16 protein-coding genes are annotated in these 18,493 nt (G+C 44.6%); 13 read left to right on the top strand and 3 right to left on the bottom strand.

Annotated features, from left to right (window positions below; genetic code table 11):
• The first annotated feature begins 18 nt into the window (after positions 1-18).
• From GC102_RS24145 to GC102_RS40150, 4 genes are all read left to right on the top strand, one after another.
• The gene (locus GC102_RS24145; protein WP_246321100.1) at positions 19-1,008 is read left to right on the top strand and encodes a Gfo/Idh/MocA family protein; all 990 of its coding nucleotides are present in this window, start codon (positions 19-21) and stop codon (positions 1,006-1,008) included.
• A 165-nt stretch (positions 1,009-1,173) separates the two neighbouring features.
• Positions 1,174-1,941: a Cof-type HAD-IIB family hydrolase gene (locus GC102_RS24140; protein ID WP_171691756.1), complete on the top strand. Its 768-nt coding sequence runs from the start codon at positions 1,174-1,176 to the stop codon at positions 1,939-1,941.
• Positions 1,942-2,408: 467 nt separating this feature from the next.
• A complete protein-coding gene (locus tag GC102_RS24135; protein WP_312883371.1) occupies positions 2,409-3,518 on the top strand; it encodes an SGNH/GDSL hydrolase family protein in 1,110 nt (369 codons plus the stop codon).
• A 212-nt stretch (positions 3,519-3,730) separates the two neighbouring features.
• A complete protein-coding gene (locus GC102_RS40150) occupies positions 3,731-3,856 on the top strand; it encodes a hypothetical protein (protein ID WP_281367700.1) in 126 nt (41 codons plus the stop codon).
• Here GC102_RS40150 and GC102_RS24130 read toward each other — a convergent pair.
• From GC102_RS24130 to GC102_RS24120, 3 genes are read right to left on the bottom strand one after another with little or no spacing between them, the layout of a single operon-like run.
• Positions 3,838-5,427, bottom strand: a complete 1,590-nt coding sequence (locus GC102_RS24130) for a response regulator (RefSeq protein WP_171691755.1) — start codon at positions 5,425-5,427, stop codon at positions 3,838-3,840. The two genes, GC102_RS40150 and GC102_RS24130, sit on opposite strands and share 19 nt — an antisense overlap.
• Positions 5,420-7,192: a sensor histidine kinase gene (locus GC102_RS24125; RefSeq protein ID WP_171691754.1), complete on the bottom strand. Its 1,773-nt coding sequence runs from the start codon at positions 7,190-7,192 to the stop codon at positions 5,420-5,422. Before GC102_RS24125 ends, GC102_RS24130 begins: the two co-directional genes overlap by 8 nt.
• A gap of 4 nt (positions 7,193-7,196) precedes the next feature.
• The gene (locus GC102_RS24120; RefSeq protein WP_171691753.1) at positions 7,197-8,714 is read right to left on the bottom strand and encodes an ABC transporter substrate-binding protein; all 1,518 of its coding nucleotides are present in this window, start codon (positions 8,712-8,714) and stop codon (positions 7,197-7,199) included.
• 168 nt (positions 8,715-8,882) lie between these two features.
• On the opposite strand from GC102_RS24120, the gene GC102_RS24115 reads away from it, so the two are divergent.
• The 9 genes from GC102_RS24115 to GC102_RS24075 all read left to right on the top strand — a co-directional run bounded on the left by GC102_RS24115 (position 8,883) and on the right by GC102_RS24075 (position 18,471).
• Positions 8,883-9,860: an ABC transporter permease gene (locus GC102_RS24115; RefSeq protein WP_246321087.1), complete on the top strand. Its 978-nt coding sequence runs from the start codon at positions 8,883-8,885 to the stop codon at positions 9,858-9,860.
• Between the two features lie 23 nt (positions 9,861-9,883).
• Positions 9,884-10,774, top strand: a complete 891-nt coding sequence (locus GC102_RS24110; protein ID WP_246321086.1) for a carbohydrate ABC transporter permease — start codon at positions 9,884-9,886, stop codon at positions 10,772-10,774.
• A gap of 124 nt (positions 10,775-10,898) precedes the next feature.
• Positions 10,899-12,446, top strand: coding sequence for an ABC transporter substrate-binding protein (locus GC102_RS24105; protein WP_171691751.1), 1,548 nt, complete (start codon positions 10,899-10,901; stop codon positions 12,444-12,446).
• A gap of 137 nt (positions 12,447-12,583) precedes the next feature.
• On the top strand, positions 12,584-12,745 hold the full coding sequence (locus GC102_RS24100; RefSeq protein ID WP_171691750.1) for a helix-turn-helix domain-containing protein: 162 nt from the start codon (positions 12,584-12,586) through the stop codon (positions 12,743-12,745).
• Between the two features lie 553 nt (positions 12,746-13,298).
• On the top strand, positions 13,299-14,009 hold the full coding sequence (locus GC102_RS24095; RefSeq protein WP_171691749.1) for a response regulator transcription factor: 711 nt from the start codon (positions 13,299-13,301) through the stop codon (positions 14,007-14,009).
• The gene (locus GC102_RS24090) at positions 14,006-15,820 is read left to right on the top strand and encodes a sensor histidine kinase (RefSeq protein ID WP_171691748.1); all 1,815 of its coding nucleotides are present in this window, start codon (positions 14,006-14,008) and stop codon (positions 15,818-15,820) included. Before GC102_RS24095 ends, GC102_RS24090 begins: the two co-directional genes overlap by 4 nt.
• Before the next feature lie 187 nt (positions 15,821-16,007).
• Positions 16,008-16,718 carry an N-acetylmuramoyl-L-alanine amidase family protein gene (locus tag GC102_RS24085; protein WP_246321085.1) on the top strand — a complete coding sequence of 237 codons (711 nt, stop codon included), beginning with the start codon at positions 16,008-16,010 and terminating at the stop codon, positions 16,716-16,718.
• Positions 16,715-17,590 (top strand): carbohydrate ABC transporter permease, encoded by an 876-nt coding sequence (locus tag GC102_RS24080; protein ID WP_171691747.1) that lies wholly within the window; start codon positions 16,715-16,717, stop codon positions 17,588-17,590. The genes GC102_RS24085 and GC102_RS24080 overlap by 4 nt, the downstream gene beginning before the upstream one ends.
• Positions 17,591-17,592: 2 nt before the next feature.
• Entirely contained in the window at positions 17,593-18,471 is an 879-nt protein-coding gene (locus GC102_RS24075) for a carbohydrate ABC transporter permease (protein ID WP_171691746.1), read from the top strand.
• Positions 18,472-18,493 lie beyond the last annotated feature (22 nt).

The raw sequence follows: 18,493 nt of genomic DNA, 5'->3' as shown, positions 1-18,493 counted from the left end.
AATGTTGTAAAGATAGGTATGATCAGCTTCGCCCATGGCCATGCTGCCGGCTTCTATCGCCAGCTCCGGAGGCTACCAGGTGTGACGGTAGTGGGCATAGCGGATGAGAACCATGCTCGGGTGGAGCCGTATTTGCAGGAGGATGCCGAAATCCGTTATTTTGCGGATTACCGTGAGCTGCTGAGCAGCGGCTGTGATGCGGTGGTCATCTGCTCGGAGAACGTTCATCATGCGGAGCTCACGATTTCTGCAGCGGAGGCGGGAAAGCATGTGCTGTGTGAGAAGCCGCTAGGCTTGAACGTGGAGGAAATGGAACAGATGGTAGCTGCCTGCGAGAAGAACGGAGTCCGGCTGATGACAGCGTTTCCCTGCCGCTTCCTCCCTGCAGTTGTGCAGGCCAAGGCAGCGATCGACAGGGGCGAGATCGGCGAGGTCGTTGCAGTGAAAGGATCGAACCGAGGCACCATGCCAGGAGGTTGGTTCATTGATCCTGCGCTGTCGGGTGGAGGCGCCCTATTGGACCATTCCGTTCATGTCATGGATCTGCTCAACTGGATGTTGGACAGTCCTGTAACGGAGGTGTACGCTGAAGCTGCGACCCTGTTTCATGAGATTCCAGTGGATGACGCCGGAATATTGCACGTGAAATTCGCGAACGGAGCTTTTGCTTCGATCGATACCAGCTGGTCGCGCACGAAGTCCTTCCCTTACTGGGGCGATGTTACGATGGAGATTGTAGGAACGAACGGTCTGCTTACCGTCGATGCCTTTGGCCAGAAGAGCGAGGTCTACAGCGACGAGAGAATGAAAGCCCAGTGGAGCCACTGGGGAGACGATATGAACCGCAGTCTGGTGCAGGCTTTCATCGATGCGATAAGAAGCAACAGGGAAGTGCCGATTACCGGCAAGGACGGCCTTCGGTCGGCTGCTGTCGCTGCAGCGGCTTACGAGTCGATTCGCCGGGGTGAGCCGGTTACTTTGGATGAAAGTGGACGAGTGAAGGCTTAGCAGGAAATAAGCTGTCGCAGAAGCGAATGACTAGAGTAACCAGCCAGCAACTGCTCAAATCAATCAGCAAACTGGCCGCAGGCTTGGTGTTGAAGCGCATATTTGAAGTGCCTGTCGATAGCCTGTCGTTGTAATCGGAAAGAGAGCGTGGAGGAGATCACGGGAATGCCTGAATATAAATTGCTGGCTTTGGATATGGACGGCACGCTGCTTACCGACGATAAGCAGGTGACGGAAGAAACGAAGAAGTGGCTCCGGAAAGCTGTGGATCATGGGGTAACCGTGATGTTCGCTACAGGCCGGGGTATGCAAACCGCAAGCTCTTTTTGGGAGGAGCTGGAGCTCGATTCGCCTATGGTTATGTTGAACGGAGCGGAGATTTGGGAAGGGCCGAACCAGTTGATGGCTCGCACCTATTTGCCCCGCGAAACGGTTCGACAACTGCATGAGCTGGCTCTCCGGGAAGATGCGCATTTCTGGGGCTATTCCGTCGAGAGCCTGACCGGCCAGGGAAATTGGAGCGAAGAGCTGTTCGAAACGGATTGGATGAAATTCGGCATGAAGCATGACGATTTGGGGGTAGTGGCGCGTATCCGTGAGGAGCTGCTCGGCTGGGGCGAGCTGGAGATTACCGCTTCCGCTCCGGTCAATGTGGAGATCTCTGTCAAGGGAATCACCAAGGAAAGCGGCGTGCGGGAGGTTTGCCGGTTACTCGGCGTCGAGATGGCGCAGGTCTTGGCGGTCGGCGACAGCGAGAACGATATTTCGATGCTACGGGCGGCTGGGCTTGGCGTGGCGATGGGCAACGCTGAGGAGCAGGTTAAGACGATCGCTGATGCCGTCACGGCGTCCAACAACGAGGAAGGCGTCGCCAAGGCGGTGCAAAAATTTATTTTTGGTCTGGACATAGCCGAGTGCCGATCGATTGTATAAGGCTTGGCCCCGCGAGCCGGGGGTTGGTGCCGGCATAAAGGTAGGGTGTAAAACAGAGTCGTAAACTTCACCGCTCCCTTCAGGAATCAAAGTACAGCTGAAACTTGCATACACAGATACCTGTAGTGAAAATTGGGTCACAAACGGTTACCCGGTTATGCGGAGATTCCCTGTAATAACTTTCTATGTGTAAAGCCCCGGTTCCCGGGGTTTTACTTTTCATTTATTTGGAGAAATGGGGACCTGAAATGAGCCTTCCTGTATTGGGGAAGCTTAGCATGACACTATTATCAGGTCTGCTAATTAGACGGGAATGGACTCAGGAAAACTCTGGCAGAAAAAGATTGGCCACGGTCGGTTGTTTCAGTGGTTATGATTCAAGATGCAACTAACGGATAACGAGATCTTAAACAAAAGGACAGGGCTACGGAACGATTCAGATTTGTATTTATGGAAGGAATGGTACTGTGGAAAAAAAAGAGAAGAATCCGATAGAGCTATACGATCCAGGAATGCGTCCCAATGAAACGTTCGATGGCTCGATTCATTGGTATTCCCCTATGGAGCAGCCTTTTCAAATTTCCGGTTTGGCTTGGTTTACGCAAGAAAAAATCTATCGCAGATTGCCGACTTTGCCATCCGGAGCCACTCCGGAAGCCGTCGATAACTTAGCCAATCATACTGCAGGAGGACAAATCCGGTTTCAGTCGGATTCCTCTTCTCTATTGGTAAAGGTGAAGCTGAAAGGTAAAGCCAATATGGTCCATATGCCGGCAACCGGACAATGCGGCGTCGATTGCTACGTGGGTTCTCCCGACACCCTCCTTCCCCTGCGGTATGTCAACACAACGAAATATGACCTCACTCTCACCGAGTACGAATGTGCGTTATTTACCAATTGGAATGCCTCGATGCGCAATATCGTCCTAAACATGCCGCTCTATCAGGGGGTAGAGGAGATATGGATCGGTTTGGATGAGGGCGCAACCGTAACCGCTCCCCCCGGCTACGCTTCCGGGAAGAAAGTAATCATCTATGGTACTTCGATTACGCAAGGCGGCTGCGCCTCGCGGCCTGGCATGGCTTATACGAACATTTTGAGCCGAAGAATTCCGCTGGAATTTATTAATCTTGGTTTCTCTGGAAGCGGCAAGGGAGAGCCGGAGCTCGCCGAAATCATTTCGCAGATTAATGACCCTGCGTGTACGGTCATTGATTATGAAGGCAATTGCGTGAGCACCGAACTTTTCCGTAAGACACTTCCGGAATTTATTAGAATTTATAGGGGAGCTCATCCGGTAACACCGATCTTGGTTGTCTCACGAATTCGTTACGCGCGTGAGGAGCTGACCCCACACTTGTACGAGGCAAGAATGGAACGTAAGCGTTTCGAACAGTCTCTCGTTAACGAGTTGCGGGAGCAAGGTGACTTGAATATTTATTTCTTCGACGGCTCCGGATCGCTCGGTAATGAAGATTTCTTCGAATGCACAGTAGACGGCTCGCATCCAACGGATCTTGGTTTTCTGCGGATGGCAGACGCACTTGAAACAGTTCTAAAAACACTGCTTTTATAATATCTACATAGCGTACAATCAAGCCGGCAGCGATTTGCAGCTGGCTTGTCGTGATATTACATTTTTACCGTGGCACACTTCAAATTCTAATTAATTCTGAAACAACAATAACGGAGCTGCGCGTGTTTGCGGGCTCCGTTTTCTAATTCATTATGGAATATCACACCTAATCGAATTGATAAATACTCTGATGAATCCTTAGAGGGGTTCCTATGGCCAGTTCTACTGTACCGATTCAGGTGACGACTAAAACTGTATCCATTACCGTCCCTGCGAGCGTAACGAATGCTGAGATTGCGGTCGCATTTGGGAATTTGGTTCAGTCGATTGTATGGTGACGATAGCTTTGTGGGCTGGCATCATATATTTTGCGGAACATTTTGGTGAAATGGGAAAAATTCGTGTATCCTAACGATTTGGCGATATCCGAAACCGTCATAGATGAATGCAGCAGCAGCTCCCTCGCTCGCTTCATCCGTTCGATCAGAATAAAATCGGAGATCGATTCACCGGTTTCCTTTTTGAATAAGCGTGATAAATAAGCCGGATTCAGGTAAACCTGATTCACCAATTCATCACGGGTAATGGGCTCTGCCAAATGGTCTATGATGTAACGCTTCAATCGGGCAATGACACTTTCATCTTCATTTTGAGCAAGCTTGTCCATGATGATATTGGCAAGCTTCAGCGCCCAGTCCCGCATGTGTTCGATCGACTGTATCGGGAAGGTAGAGCTCCCATGCTCCCCACTACCAAACAATCCGTAGGCGGATATGCCTTTCTTGTGAAGAATATAATGAAGCATCTGCAAATAACCGTGGCCAAAGGCTTGCAGCACAGGAAGGATGGGCTCTTTTCCCTGACTGAATGTGCAGCAGACGTCAATAATCTGCTTCTCCAGCTCCTGTTTCTTCCCTTCTTCAAGCAGAATGGCCCAAACCGAGAACGAAGGAAGCTTGAGTTCCATGGAGCTGAAGCTCTCCGATTCCAGCGTATATACATTTGTCGCTTTGTTAAGGTTGTTGAATTCCATTTCGAGTAGATTTTCGAACGTTAGATGAGCAATCGGTAATTCGGTATGTTCGCTAAGGTAGCAAGACACTTTGCAACGGAAATATACCTCGCACGCTGCGATGAGGCGGTTGCACCGCTCCCTAAGCGGCTCTTCCTCCCACGGGTGCTCCGCTTGATGGTAAAGTACAATGATATTTTCACCGTTGTGGGTTTGGATGACTTCCCCGAAGCCGCAGCCAACAACAACCTCAGCTGCCGCATTGCGCAGCGCGTATTCCAGTAGTTCCTCATCGCGAGCGCTCAACTCCCTTCCCCATTCTTCGATGCTGATCAGGACTAACCGCAGCGGGGAAGCGGCCTCGATAGGAAGATCGTACTCATCCATAAGCTGATGGACGTTATCCGCAGAGCACACGATGCGTAGGCTGAGCACATCCTGCCAGAATCGTTCATGGATTACGGCTTTTTTTCTTTTCAACCGTTCATTAAATTTCTCGTTCAACTGCTTCATTTCACGATCCTGCTTGATATTCCCCAGCACTTGCGCAACTGTGGCATACAACAGTTGAAAATCAACAGGTTTCAGCAGATAATCGAAGCTTTCTAGCTGAATTGCCCGTTTGGCAAAGGAAAAATCAGCGTGGCATGTTAAGAAGATGACTTCTGTATCGCGGGAATATCCCTTCACCCATTCGACCAGTTCCAGACCCGAGCCTTTCGGCATTTCAATATCGCAGATTAGCAAATCGATGGAGCGATCCTCGAAGAGTTGAATGGCATCGCGCATGTTGCTAGCTTCATAGATTTGACTAACCTGTAAGGAGTCCCAATCAATGCCATTGCGAACGCCTTGCACCGCGTACATCTCATCGTCAACGATCATCACCTTAAACATCGTCTATCCCCTCAATCCCTTCATTGTTCGCAAGTGGAATATGAATTTCCACATTCGCTCCGCCATCCTGTTTGTTGCCAAAAACCATAACCGACTGACCATAAAGTAATCTTAGCCGATGATAAACGTTCCAAATCCCGAGATGTTCATCACCTTCATTGTTAAAATATATCCCGGAATGCAGGTCGGCCAAATTATCAGCTGTAAATCCACATCCATTATCGGAGATCGCGATGATCGCCAGCTTCCCTGTCTCGTCTGCACTAACCGTAACCTCGATATGAAACGGCTTTTCCATAAAATCAAAGCCATGCTTCATGCAATTTTCCACAAAGGGCTGGATGATTAAGGGCGGAATCATAACGTTCTCAAGCCCATTCGATATATGAAAACGATAGGTGAGTCGATCGGGAAATCGAAGCTGGTTGATATTCAAATAGTGCAGGATATGCTGCAATTCATCGGAAATACTGACCCAAGAGACATGAGTTCGAGTGAGAAAGCGAAAGTAGCTGACCAAATGAACAGACATCTGCTGGATTAACTCGTACTTCTTCACTTCGACCAAATTGTAAATGATATTGATAGAATTCATTAGAAAATGCGGATTGATTTGAACCTGCAAATGCTTCACTTCCGCTTTATGTACTTTGATCTGTTCTTCGTAGATATCGATTTTGAGCTGATGAATTTGCGTCACCATATGGTTAAATGTTTCTTTGATCAGATTAAACTCCTTCGATGTTTGGTTTTCCAGACGCACATCGAGGTTTCCATGCTCAATTTTGCGCATTCCTTTCAAGAGCAAGGATATGGGCTTCAAAATGACGCGATTTAAAAATACCAAATAAAAAAGCAGCGTAAACAGTGCGGCAAGAGGAATGAGCAGAATGATTTTTTGAAAGGATGGCAATTGCTGCAGCAGCAGCTTCTCCGGAATAATGACCGCTAACTTCAAAGCTGTTTGCGTAAGCTCCGAGCTGACGACCATGAAGCTGCGCTTGCCATCATCGACAATCTGATACGGTTGTTCAGGATCGAACGTTAATCCGGCGAATTGATCTCCTCGCAGTTCGAAATTGGGAGTTTCGGACAGAAGCTGATGGTCTTTCGAGACGAAAGTAACCGTCCCCAATCGATAGAGCGCAGCCAGATCTTTGGGAGACATCAGACGGTCAAGACTGATCCAAGCTCCAACATATGAGCCGTAGCCGGTATCAAGCAAGCGCACCAAAGCAGATTTGTTATTGTAGGTGAACAGTTTCCATTCTAGAAAATAAGGACTATTTGCACGGGTTTCTTGCAGCAAGGATGGAAGTGTATCCTGAATGGCCGACTCATCTTCGAAGCTTTTATTGGCCGTTTGTGTCATGAAGAGGTCCTGTTTGCCTGGCACGTAAACGAAAAACATATCAACGCCAAGCTCGTAGTTATGATAAGCAATCAAGTTGTTCAGAATCCTCATTTTCGTCAAATAGTACTCATCATCGGTCAATGAAGGGGAAGCAAGTGAATTGAAATTCGGATCCTGAGCAGCGATGTTATACATAAAGTTCTTCTCTTTATTCAGAATAACGTCGATCTGCTTGGAGTACACAAATAGCAAAGTTTTATTTGATTCCGCCACTTGTGTACGTACGACATTAGAAGCGTAAAAATTGATATAAACGAGAAATAGAACGAGTGGGACGGTGATGGAAACAAAGCCGATTATCAATTTAAAGCGAAGCGATCGATTGACGTTTGTGCTCATATTCATATTCATAATCTTACCGAGCCTCCGCATGCTGAAGATCCCTATTTTGTTTCAATAGCACCCATGCGTCAAGCTGCTTTTGAACTTCAACCATGACTTTATCAATACCGGCAGCTTTCTGTTGTTTGATGTAAAGCGGCAATGTAGTGTCGGGATTAATCGTTCCACTGTAGAGCCCCTTCTGGTACTCTCGGTCAACAATCGCCAGATTGGCTAGTTCTGTCTTTACCGGCTCGCTGTTGAAGAAGAATCCAAGGGCGATTGACTTATAGGCAGCATCGTTAAATCGCTCGAAATTACGCCATTTGTCCGGATCTTCATTTTCCCATAAATAAGCTAACTTCTGATTTCCAAACATCCAGCCATTGTTGCTGAAGCCGACTCCACCCGCGCCAACTCCTTCCGGGTAACCAATACGGCTATTCAATTTCTTCACATAATGCTTGCCTTCGATTCCCCAATCCAACAGGTTTAACAAGGTAGGATCGGAATAGAGCAGATTCAAAAAGCGCATGGCGGTCTCTTTATTGCGTGAAGTGCGAGAAATCGCCAGCATGGCACCGGTTGCCTCGATGGACGTCGTTACCGGCGGCAAAGCTTCAAATTGCACAAGATCGATGCCAAGGCTGACTGACATTTCCTTATCTTTGCCAGGCTTTAGAGGGGAGCCTATGGCCGCGCCCTTTCCGTTACGGATAAAGTGCCAGCTTTGGTCTTCTTCCATCGTGCCCGAATCTTTATGGATCAGTCCTTCCTTATACCACTTATGCATCCGTCTCATGATCTCAATATACGGGGCATCTTCCGTAATGTTGATCGCTTGCGGCTTATTGCTGTTGTAAGCGATTCCAATGTTGCTTGCAAATAGGTCATAGTGGCCAGTAAGTAGCGCATTCGTGAAGCGAGAGCCCACTAATGGCGAGATGTTGGGCTCATTCACCTTGAGGGTGCGCAGCATAATTTCAAGCTCATCCAACGATTTAATGCCGGTGCTATTGAACTTATAGGTTTCCGCCAAATCTTTTCGCATTAAAAGTCCGTAAGACTGTGCAAATTCCTTGACCGTCGGCACCGCATAGTTGCGGCCATGAATTTGGCTCCCACTCAAAAAATCGCTGCCAAGTGCATCGGTGATGTCTTTCCCGTACTGCTGCAGCAGATCGTTCAGTGGAACGAACTGCTCTTTATACACACTTGAGGCGTAGTTGTCCCATCCGGCGGTAAACATCAAATCGAAAGGCTCTCCAGCTGCTCTCATCATTTTCGATTTATCCGCCCAAGCATTCCAATCGATCACCTCCAGCTCGATTACTGCATTGATTTTATGCAATAAATATGCACTCATTTCCGCTTGAATCAATGGCAGATCCTTCGGTACTTTTACTCCAGGGTACACGAGAACCAGCTTATAAGGCTGCGATTCGGGTGGTGGGGGAACGCCCTTATTCATTAACGAACAACCTGCTGTTAGACAGGATAAGCTGATGATCCCTCGTACTGCGAGCTTACGCCATCTCTTCCCTTTGGTCATAATGCACCCCCTATTCCAAGCCGAAGCTCATCTTTATTCCCATGGTAGCACAACGAAAGTCATAAAACTATTAGTCGAATGTCATCAAATGAGTATCTGAAGCAGAGTGGAAATTTGTAATATAAATGCATGGGACATTAAAAAGATAGTTAGAAAGGAGCAAGCCTTATGTCGACCGCACAGATCGAAACGAATCTTAACGCAGCCAACAAACCTGTCGTCAAAAAGCAAAGCGACTTTAAACGCCAATTCAAAAAATACAAGTGGCTGCTGCTCATGACCGTTCCCGGTATCATTTATTTGTTCATCAACTGCTATTTACCTATGTTCGGAATCATACTTGCCTTCAAAAAACTGAATTACGCCAAGGGGATATGGGGGAGCGATTGGGTTGGTTTGGACAACTTCAGGTTTTTGTTTTTGTCACCTGACGCTTATCTCATTACTCGCAACACCTTGGCTTACAACGGTGTCTTCATCCTCATTAATTTGGTGCTTTCTGTTGGCGTGGCGATCCTCTTAAATGAAATAAAGAATAAGCTTTTATCCCGTTTCTATCAAAGCTCGATGCTGCTGCCCCATCTCATGTCGGCGGTCGTCGTTGCCTATCTGGGCTATGCGTTTCTCAGCTCAGATACCGGTCTCATTAACAAAAAGATTATGCCTATGCTTGGAAATGATCCTGTATCTTGGTACAACGAAGCTGGATATTGGCCTTACATATTGACTCTCATCAATGTTTGGAAAAATGTTGGATTTCAGTGCATTATCTACTTGGCCGCTATCATCGGCATCGATTCGGAGTATTACGAAGCAGCGAGAATAGACGGCGCGAGCAAATGGCAGATGGCTACGCGCATCACGCTTCCTCTGATTTCGCCAATTATCATTACCATGACGCTGCTGCAGGTCAGCGGCATTATGCGCTCCGACTTCGGGCTATTTTATCAAGTGCCTATGAATTCCGGGCCGCTTTTCCCGACAACCAGTACGATCGATACCTTCGTCTATCGTTCCTTGACAACACTCGGGGATATAGGGATGTCGTCTGCGGCTGGCTTGTATCAGTCGGTGGTCTGTTTAGTACTTATTCTCGCCGCAAACTTCGTCGTTCGCAAAATCAATAAGAATGACGCTTTATTTTAGAGAAAAGTAGGAGGATGACAACATTGAATTCCACTGTAAACCGCGTCCAACCTTTTATAATCAATGTTTTATTCTGGATCTTCACGGCGGCGTCCTTATTGCCCTTTCTTCTTGTGGTTATCGCCTCCTTTACCGATGAGAAAACGATTGCTCTTCATGGCTACTCATTCTTCCCAGTGAAATTCAGTGTAGCCGCTTACCAATTTCTCATTAACGACTCCGACACCATCCTGAGAGCTTACGGCGTCACGATTTTGACCACCATTATTGGCACACTGGTAAGCGTTTTGTTAACGGCACTGTACGCTTATCCAATTTCCAAGCCGGATTTGCCGTTCAAAAGATCGTTGTCTTTCTACATCTTCTTCACCATGTTGTTTGGCGGCGGACTCGTTCCTTGGTACATCGTGTATTCGCAATATTTTCACATTAAAGACACCATTTTCGCTCTGATCGTGCCAAACCTGCTGATGGGAGCCTTCAATGTGCTCATGATGAGATCCTTCTTCGCGAATTCGATTCCTGAATCCGTTCTTGAATCGGCGACAATTGACGGTGCTGGCGAATTTCGTATTTTTTTCCAAATGGTCGTTCCTATGTCGCTTCCCGTCTTTGCCACTGTTGGTTTATTCAACACGTTAGCCTATTGGAACGATTGGTTTAACAGTATGATCTTCAATGACAATGCCACTTTGTATAATTTGCAATATCTGATGTCGAAAACGTTAACCAATATTCAATTTCTTACGATGAAAACAGACAGTTCGAAGGCCTCAGAGCTGCTCGCCACGATGCCAACGGAAACCGTGCGAATGGCGATGGCCATCATTGGCATGGGACCGATTATTCTCGCCTATCCATTCTTTCAAAAATTTTATATCCAAGGGATTACAGTTGGCGCGGTGAAGGGCTAAATGGGTACATTCATTCTTTGAAGGAGGTGAGCCAAGCTTCAGCGATATATGCTCCTTATGTTCGGACAACTTGGAGTAAATTTGGCACGCATATGCTTACAAAAAAAATATTGGAGGGGTTAACATGTTAACAAAAAGAAAAGGCTTCTCGTCTGTTCTAATTTACTTGATGATGATCACGTTTATTCTTGCAGGCTGTTCCAAGGGAACGCAAGAAACGTCCAGTAAGCCAACGACAGGCACAGCAAATACAGCCACAACAGCGCCGGCAGCAAACGCAGATACCAAGAAAACGGATTTGAAGCCTTACAAGCTCGTGCTGATTTATCCAGGCGCTGCTTCAAAAGACTTAACCGCTGTGCAAGATGCAATGAGCAAATACTTGACTGATAAAATCAACGCAACCATCGAACTAAAGCCGGTCGATTGGGGTGCCTTTACCGAGAAGGTCAACCTGATGAAAGCTTCCAATGAGCAGTTTGACATCGTCTTCACTGCAGGCTGGATGGACTATAGAAAAGACGTTTCCAGAGGACAATTCCTGCCGCTTGACGATCTGATCCAGAAATTCGGCAAAGATATTGCGCCAACCGTTGGCGAAGGATTCATGAAGGGAAATATGATTAAAGGTAAGCATTACGGCGTTCCGACGAACAAAGAAATTGGTGCTTCGCAAGGACTTCTGCTGCGCAAAGACATGGTAGATAAGTATAAATTCGACCTCAGCAAACAGCCAGTAACGCTTGACCACATCGAAAACATGTTAAAAATAATTAAAGAGAACGAGCCTGGTATTACACCGCTTGTTGGCCCTAAATATACGGGAACTACGGACGCAAAACTATGGGATAGTATCGCAACCTCCGTTGGACTGAAAATTTTGGGCAATGATTTGAAGGTGTTCAATCCAATCGAACAGCCAGAATATATGGATGCAGCCAAGCGCATGAATAAATGGTACAAAGCCGGCTATCTAAACAAAGATGCCGCTACGATGAAAGAAGATCAGGCATTTAACGTGATGAAAGCCGGCAAAGCGTTTGCCATGGGTTCTTCTTTGAAACCCGGTAAAGATGCGGAAATGACGGTATCAATGGGTGTTCAGCTTGTACAAGTAGAAACGACCAGCGTCTATTCGACAACTGACGACGTGACTGGAGCGATGCTCGCAATCTCCCGTACGTCCAAGGATCCAGAACGCGCAATGATGTTCATGAACATGCTTTACACCGACAAGACATTACTCAATCTGCTTGACTTTGGTATTGAAGGCAAGCACTATGTGAAGAAGGGCGCTAACGTCATCGCCTTGCCAGACGGGCAGAAGGCCGATACCGTCGGGTATTCGAACAACGCTTGGATGTTCGCAAACCAAATGAACACGTTTTTATTTGATAACGAGGATCCGAAGAAGTGGGATAACTTCAAGAAATTCAATGCATCGGCGAAATTCTCTCCTGCAATCGGCTTCAGTTTCGATCCGGAACCCGTGAAGAACGAAATCGCAGCGGTCGAAAACACTAAAAACGAGTTTGAAGCTGCAGTCTCCACCGGTACCTTGGATCCGGAAACGACAATCCCTAAATGGTTAGCAAAACAAAAAGCATCAGGTATAGATAAGATCCTCGCAGAAGCGCAAAAGCAATTAGACGAGTGGGCGAAAACGAAATAATTAATGAATCCTTAATCCAAAGAAATGCAAATGGAAATGATTCTGGTCTTTCAGGAAGCATGCAGCTTAATTGTGAAGCAAAAGGGCGGGAATACCAATAGGCTTGGCGACGAGGTGAAGGAATTTATCGATACTATATGAATCGGATTCGCATTGATCAGGCGAAGTTGCTGCTGAATGAACAGACTCGAAGCTTGGCCGATATTGCGCAGGAAGTTGGATACAGCGATGTGACAACCTTTGGACGTATATTTAAGAAGATGGAAGGTATTACGCCGGGGAAATATAAAAATGCTTAAAGTAGGCCTGAAAAAGTATTTCGGTACCTTTTGTGACAAAATGTGGAAGACATCACACAACTCAAAATTAGATGAACACTTAGAGAGAAAGTGGATCTATACAGCCGCTGATTAAGCTAAACGGCCAGTTTAATGCAATAATTTTGTTTCACCGCTCGTTAGGTTAATAATCTCGGATAAATTAGGTGCTTTCAACTTCTTCTTGGGTGAAGGCACTATTTTTGTGTCAATTTTTCTTGTTATTTGACGGGCATACTAATATTTAGTTAAAAGTGCTGGTTTAGAAGCCCATGGATTAAATCCTTGTGCAGGTTGTAGATGAACAAGTGCTCATGCATCAAGTCAGTCGGGGATCCAATGGTATGGCATCCATCCCGTACATGTGTATGAAAGCAGTTTTTTTGAACTAGTCCGTATATCTTTACATAATCTTTATCTGACCATGTTACAAATAAAGAAGAGAGCTAAAGTTTTTATAAAAAATTTTCTAGAGGTAAGAATATAATAAGTTATATGTTGTACTACAGTTCACAAAAGTGGAGTAGGAGAAGTTATGCAAAAAACTATTTTAATCGTAGAAGACGAAGATATTCTGCGTGAAATTATTAAAGATTATCTTCTGAATGAAGGTTATCAGGTATTAGAAGCAGCAGATGGGAAAGCGGCATTAACGTTATTTCAAGATCACGAGGTTCATTTAATTATTCTTGATATCATGCTGCCTGAGTTAGATGGGTGGTCTGTTTGTAGACGAATCCGGAAGACATCCAATGTTCCAATCATTATGTTGACAGCGAGAGTGGATGAGGATGATACGTTGCTGGGATTTGAGTTAGGGGCCGATGATTATGTGACAAAACCATATAGTCCAGCTGTGTTGCTAGCTAGATCCAAACGACTGATTGATAGCCGGCATCGCGAAGACCGACAATCGAATGCTCTGTTGTCTTATACTAATAATGATAACGATACATTATCTGCAAATGGGATTCGAATCCATTTACCTTCCCGAACATTATCCGTAGAGGGAGAGAACATATACCTTACCTATACAGAATTCCAAATATTGGCATATTTAATGCAAAATAAAGGTATTGTCATTACGAGAGAACAGCTCATCACCAAAATTTGGGGTTATGAATACGAAGGGGATGATCGTACGGTGAATACCCATATTCGTAATTTAAGATGTAAGCTGCGAGATAAATCCAAACTGATTACAACCATCGTAAGAACGGGCTATAAGTTCGAGGGGAACGTATGAGGACAGGTATCGTATTCAAATTGTTTACTTTGACGACCCTGTTATGCCTGTTCATTTTAACAACCATCTATATGGGACAAACGATATTCTTCAAACAATACTATGCGAATAGAAAAGTGAATGATATTCAAGCTAATATTCAAGCATTCAGGAATGATTACTTAAACAATGCTGGGAATGTTCTAGCCATTCAAAAGCTGGAGCAAGACTTTTATCGCCAAAACAATACATGGATTACAACATTAGACAGTCAGGGGAACTTAAAAAATACGAATGATTTTTATTTGGAAGTAAAAATAGATTCACCTAAAGTTAATAATGAGTTCTATGGTAAAACGATTTCTGTTCCGCTTTATAATATGATGAACATCAATGAGGTTTTAAATGCAACTTCAGATCAAGTGAAATCCCTGTTGGCTCCCAAGGCTCGTGTTATTATTTCTGAGTATAAAAAGGAGTCTGGGTTAATTCCATATCGTGTCCAATTGGAAAAAAGCAATATTTTTTGGGCAAATGAGAAGATCACCAAAAAGATGGATGACCTCACGTTAGATATTAAATATTCAAATAAGGAAAAGACAGAGTTCCCTGGAATTTCACTTAGTGGAGCGATTACCAAAGTCCTATATCCTAACGGAAATGAATCTTCGAGCTTCATTTATACGAACAGTTTATTTATGGACCGGATTAAAGAGTTTCAAGCCAATTTGCTATTCAATGAGTCGAACAATAGTTTTGATACCTTACAAATTCTTGATGTCACACAAAATGACGTAAAGTACAAGCTGTTTATAGACCCAATCAAAGATCAAGTGGGAGTAACTAGCTACATCTTTTCAATGGCCTCTTTGCAGCCTGTCGATGAAGCGGTTCAAATGCTTAAAGATTATTATGTGTATATGATCGTTTTAGTCATGCTTCTTATTGTTCTCGCTGCTTTGTATTATTCAAGAAAAATTGCCAAACCCTTGCTCCAGATTAATCAGACGACCAAAAAGATCGCAAGTTTAGATTTTTCGGAAACCATTACGATTAGATCCAATGATGAGATTGGAGACTTGTCTCAAAGTATCAATTCGCTTTCTCAAACCTTACATTCCTATATCGAACAGCTCCAGAAGGACATTGAAAAAGAGAAGCAATTGGAACGAACAAGGAAAGAATTTATTTCAGGGGTATCTCATGAACTTAAGACGCCTCTGAGTGTCATGAAAAGCTGCATTTCGATTTTGGAGGATGGCGTTGCTGCACATAAGAAAGACCACTATTTCCAAGCTATGAACAAAGAAGTCGATAAGATGAATCTCTTGATTGTGGATATGCTCGAGCTAGCTAAGTTTGAGTCTGGTACGTACAAAATGAAGATGGATGCATTCTACATCGATAAGCTCATGGAGGAGATCTGTGAAAAGCTTTCATTAGAGTTCAGCAGTAAAGGGCTTCAAGTGCATACCGAACTCGCTGTAGTGGAAGTCATGGGTAATCAGCACCGAATCGAACAAGTGATTTCCAATTTTCTAACCAATGCGATTCGTTACTCCCCCGAAGATGAACAAATATTCATTTCAGTCATGGAGGAACAAGCTCAAGTCAAGATTAGTGTAGAAAATAAGGGAGCTCACATCGCCGAAGACCAATTAGACAAGGTTTGGGATCGCTTCTATCGCGGGGATATCGCACGTCAACGTGCGCAAGGCGGGACCGGACTAGGGCTGGCTATATCCAAAAATATTCTGGAGTTGCACAGCGCTCAATACGGCGCAGCAAACACAGAAGACGGGGTTTTGTTTTACTTCTATTTGAATAAATAAGCTTAGATACTTTTAACCGCTTTTCATGACGTAATTATTACGCCTTGGAAAGTGGTTATTTTTTTGCATAAACTTCATCTCATCTTTATTTTGACTCCATTGGATCTTCATCTGCCCCTATTAAAATAACTCTATGAAATGAAAAATTTCATCAGGTAGAGTTTGCTTAATGAGAGGAGTGCCATTTATGAAAAAAAGTATGTTCCTTGCCCTAGCTGCTATCCTATTACTTATTTCGGTTTCATTTGTACTTAAAGTACAGGCAAATAGCCTTATTAAGAATGAAACCGTTAATTCTGTCAATAGCGAATCCAAGCATAATGAAAGACGCATTTTAGAAGGGAAAACGATTGTCATTGATGCTGGGCATGGTGGAAAAGATGTAGGTGCAACGGGTGGAACTGGCATTCATGAGAAAGATCTTACGCTTCAAACAGCCCTTAAAATCCAGCGAGAGATGGCTAAGAGAACTGGAGCAAACGTTGTCCTGACACGTGAAAAGGATGAATTTCTGACCCTGGCTGAGCGAGTGGAAATCGCGAAAATTCATTCAGCTGATTTATTTGTAAGTATTCATTATGATGCGTTTACAAGCAATGATGCAGCAGGCATAACGACATATTACAACAAAACGGAAGACCGACAATTTGCAAAGATTATGCACGAGCGGTTAATCAAACAGAATATGGATGCAAAAGATCGAGGCGTGGTACAGGGTGACTTTCACGTATTGAGAGAAAACGCAAGCCCATCCCTTTTACTTGAGCTAGGTTATATGTCAAATAAAGAAGATGAACAGCGAATTCAAACGCAAGCTTTTCAAAACAAGACAGCTGCTGCGGTTACTGAAGGAATAATTACTTATTTAACAGACCCATTCCAGGTGGGGGGACAATGATCGTGCTTCAACATTTATTACGGAAACAAAGTGTCGTGGCGATAGGATTTCTTACACCAAGCTTAGTTGGTTTTGCGATCTTTTATCTAATCCCTTTCGCCATGGGTGTTATTTACTCATTGATGGATCGCACAGTAGGCGGCTCCTTTGTGGGTTTAGCCAATTACAAAGAACTGCTTGCAAGTGATTCTTTCCGCAAAGCCGCGGCGAACACAATGCTGTTTACGGTTGTGAGCGTTCCGCTCCTACTCCTTGTATCCTTGCTGCTTGCACTGCTCTTGAATCAGAATGTTTTTCTGCGCAAGTGGCTCAGGACCGCTTATGTCCTGCCGCTCGTTGTGCCGGTCGCCTCCATCATCATGATTTGGCAAATTCTCTTTGATTGGAATGGGGCACTAAACGGTTGGTTGCACAGTTTCGGTTTAGAGCGCATGGACTGGATGAAATCAGAATGGGCTATTGGGGTGATTTCAGCTGCTTACCTATGGAAAAATGTTGGATATAATATCATTCTATTTCTCGCAGGACTGCAGGGTATTCCAAGGGATTATTATGAAACAGCGGAGCTGGAAGGGGCGGGCTCTTTTCGAAAGCTCACCAATATCACGTTGGTATATTTAACTCCTACCCTGTTTTTTGTCGTTCTTATGTCGATCATCAACTCGTTCAAAATCTTTCGAGAAACGTATCTAATAGCTGGAGATTACCCGCATGACAGTATTTATATGATGCAGCACTATATGAACAATATGTTTTTCTCGCTTGATGTCCAGAAGTTGACAGCTGGGGCTACATTAATGGTGGCTTGCATACTGATTCTCGTTCTTGGGATGCTGACATTGGAGTGCCAATTCAGGAGATTTATGGAGTAAAGATGAAAAAAACAACATTCATATATAAATGTCTCTTAACACTAGTCCTATTGTTCATTGCAGCAATTATGATATTCCCAGTTGTTTTCACATTTACAAACTCGTTCATGACAGAGCACGAAATCGGTACCAATTACAATCTTATAGGACAGATGTTAGATAAAACAACAGGAGCAAAAGATCAATTCATCACATTAAAACTGATTCCAGATTGGGTTTCCTTTGAGCAGTATGGGAAGGTTCTGCTTCAGACCCCAACCTATCTAAATATGTTTTGGAATTCTGTTTTCCTGGTTGTACCCATGATCATCGGGCAGATCATTGTTGGCTCACTTGCTGCTTATGCTTTTGCGAAACTGCGGTTCAGAGGTCGAGATCCCCTGTTTTTCGTTTACGTAATGGTTATGCTGATGCCATTTCAGGTGACACTGGTTCCGAACTATATTATTGCAGATAAGCTTGGTCTTTTGAACAGTGCAAGCGCAATCGTTTTACCTGGCATATTTGCTGCATTTGGTGTCTTTATGCTCCGACAGTTTATGTTGTCTATACCTAATTCGTATGTTGAAGCCGCCATCATGGATGGGGCTGGCCATCTCATGATTTTTTACCGAATCATCGTACCTTTAATTAAACCCGGACTCGCAGCACTAGTCGTTCTGCTTTTTGTGGATTATTGGAATATGGTAGAGCAGCCACTGATTTTTATAGATGATGCATTTAAGCAACCGCTGTCCCTGTACTTGTCACGAATCCAGCAGGAGGCGCGAGGAATCGGTTTTGCTGCATCCGTGCTTTATATGTCTCCGATGTTGCTTTTATTTTTATATGCAGAGTCTTATTTTATTGAAGGCGTACAGTTGTCTGGCATTAAGGGTTAGTACGTTCTATGAATAAATGAGA

This window comes from Paenibacillus germinis, assembly GCF_013141785.1.
GTDB lineage: Bacteria > Bacillota > Bacilli > Paenibacillales > NBRC-103111 > Paenibacillus_E > Paenibacillus_E phytorum.
This window is presented reverse-complemented; position numbering and strand designations above follow the sequence as displayed.

Bases quoted from the DNA above. Each gene is read 5' to 3' on its own strand.
- GC102_RS24145 (WP_246321100.1), top strand. From the start codon at position 19: ATGATCAGCTTCGCCCATGGCCATGCTGCCGGCTTCTATCGCCAGCTC.
- GC102_RS24140 (WP_171691756.1), top strand. From the start codon at position 1,174: ATGCCTGAATATAAATTGCTGGCTTTGGATATGGACGGCACGCTGCTT.
- GC102_RS40150 (WP_281367700.1), top strand. From the start codon at position 3,731: ATGGCCAGTTCTACTGTACCGATTCAGGTGACGACTAAAACTGTATCC.
- GC102_RS24130 (WP_171691755.1), bottom strand. From the start codon at position 5,427: ATGTTTAAGGTGATGATCGTTGACGATGAGATGTACGCGGTGCAAGGC.
- GC102_RS24125 (WP_171691754.1), bottom strand. From the start codon at position 7,192: ATGAATATGAATATGAGCACAAACGTCAATCGATCGCTTCGCTTTAAA.
- GC102_RS24120 (WP_171691753.1), bottom strand. From the start codon at position 8,714: ATGACCAAAGGGAAGAGATGGCGTAAGCTCGCAGTACGAGGGATCATC.
- GC102_RS24115 (WP_246321087.1), top strand. From the start codon at position 8,883: ATGTCGACCGCACAGATCGAAACGAATCTTAACGCAGCCAACAAACCT.
- GC102_RS24105 (WP_171691751.1), top strand. From the start codon at position 10,899: ATGTTAACAAAAAGAAAAGGCTTCTCGTCTGTTCTAATTTACTTGATG.
- GC102_RS24100 (WP_171691750.1), top strand. From the start codon at position 12,584: ATGAATCGGATTCGCATTGATCAGGCGAAGTTGCTGCTGAATGAACAG.
- GC102_RS24095 (WP_171691749.1), top strand. From the start codon at position 13,299: ATGCAAAAAACTATTTTAATCGTAGAAGACGAAGATATTCTGCGTGAA.
- GC102_RS24090 (WP_171691748.1), top strand. From the start codon at position 14,006: ATGAGGACAGGTATCGTATTCAAATTGTTTACTTTGACGACCCTGTTA.
- GC102_RS24085 (WP_246321085.1), top strand. From the start codon at position 16,008: ATGAAAAAAAGTATGTTCCTTGCCCTAGCTGCTATCCTATTACTTATT.
- GC102_RS24080 (WP_171691747.1), top strand. From the start codon at position 16,715: ATGATCGTGCTTCAACATTTATTACGGAAACAAAGTGTCGTGGCGATA.
- GC102_RS24075 (WP_171691746.1), top strand. From the start codon at position 17,593: ATGAAAAAAACAACATTCATATATAAATGTCTCTTAACACTAGTCCTA.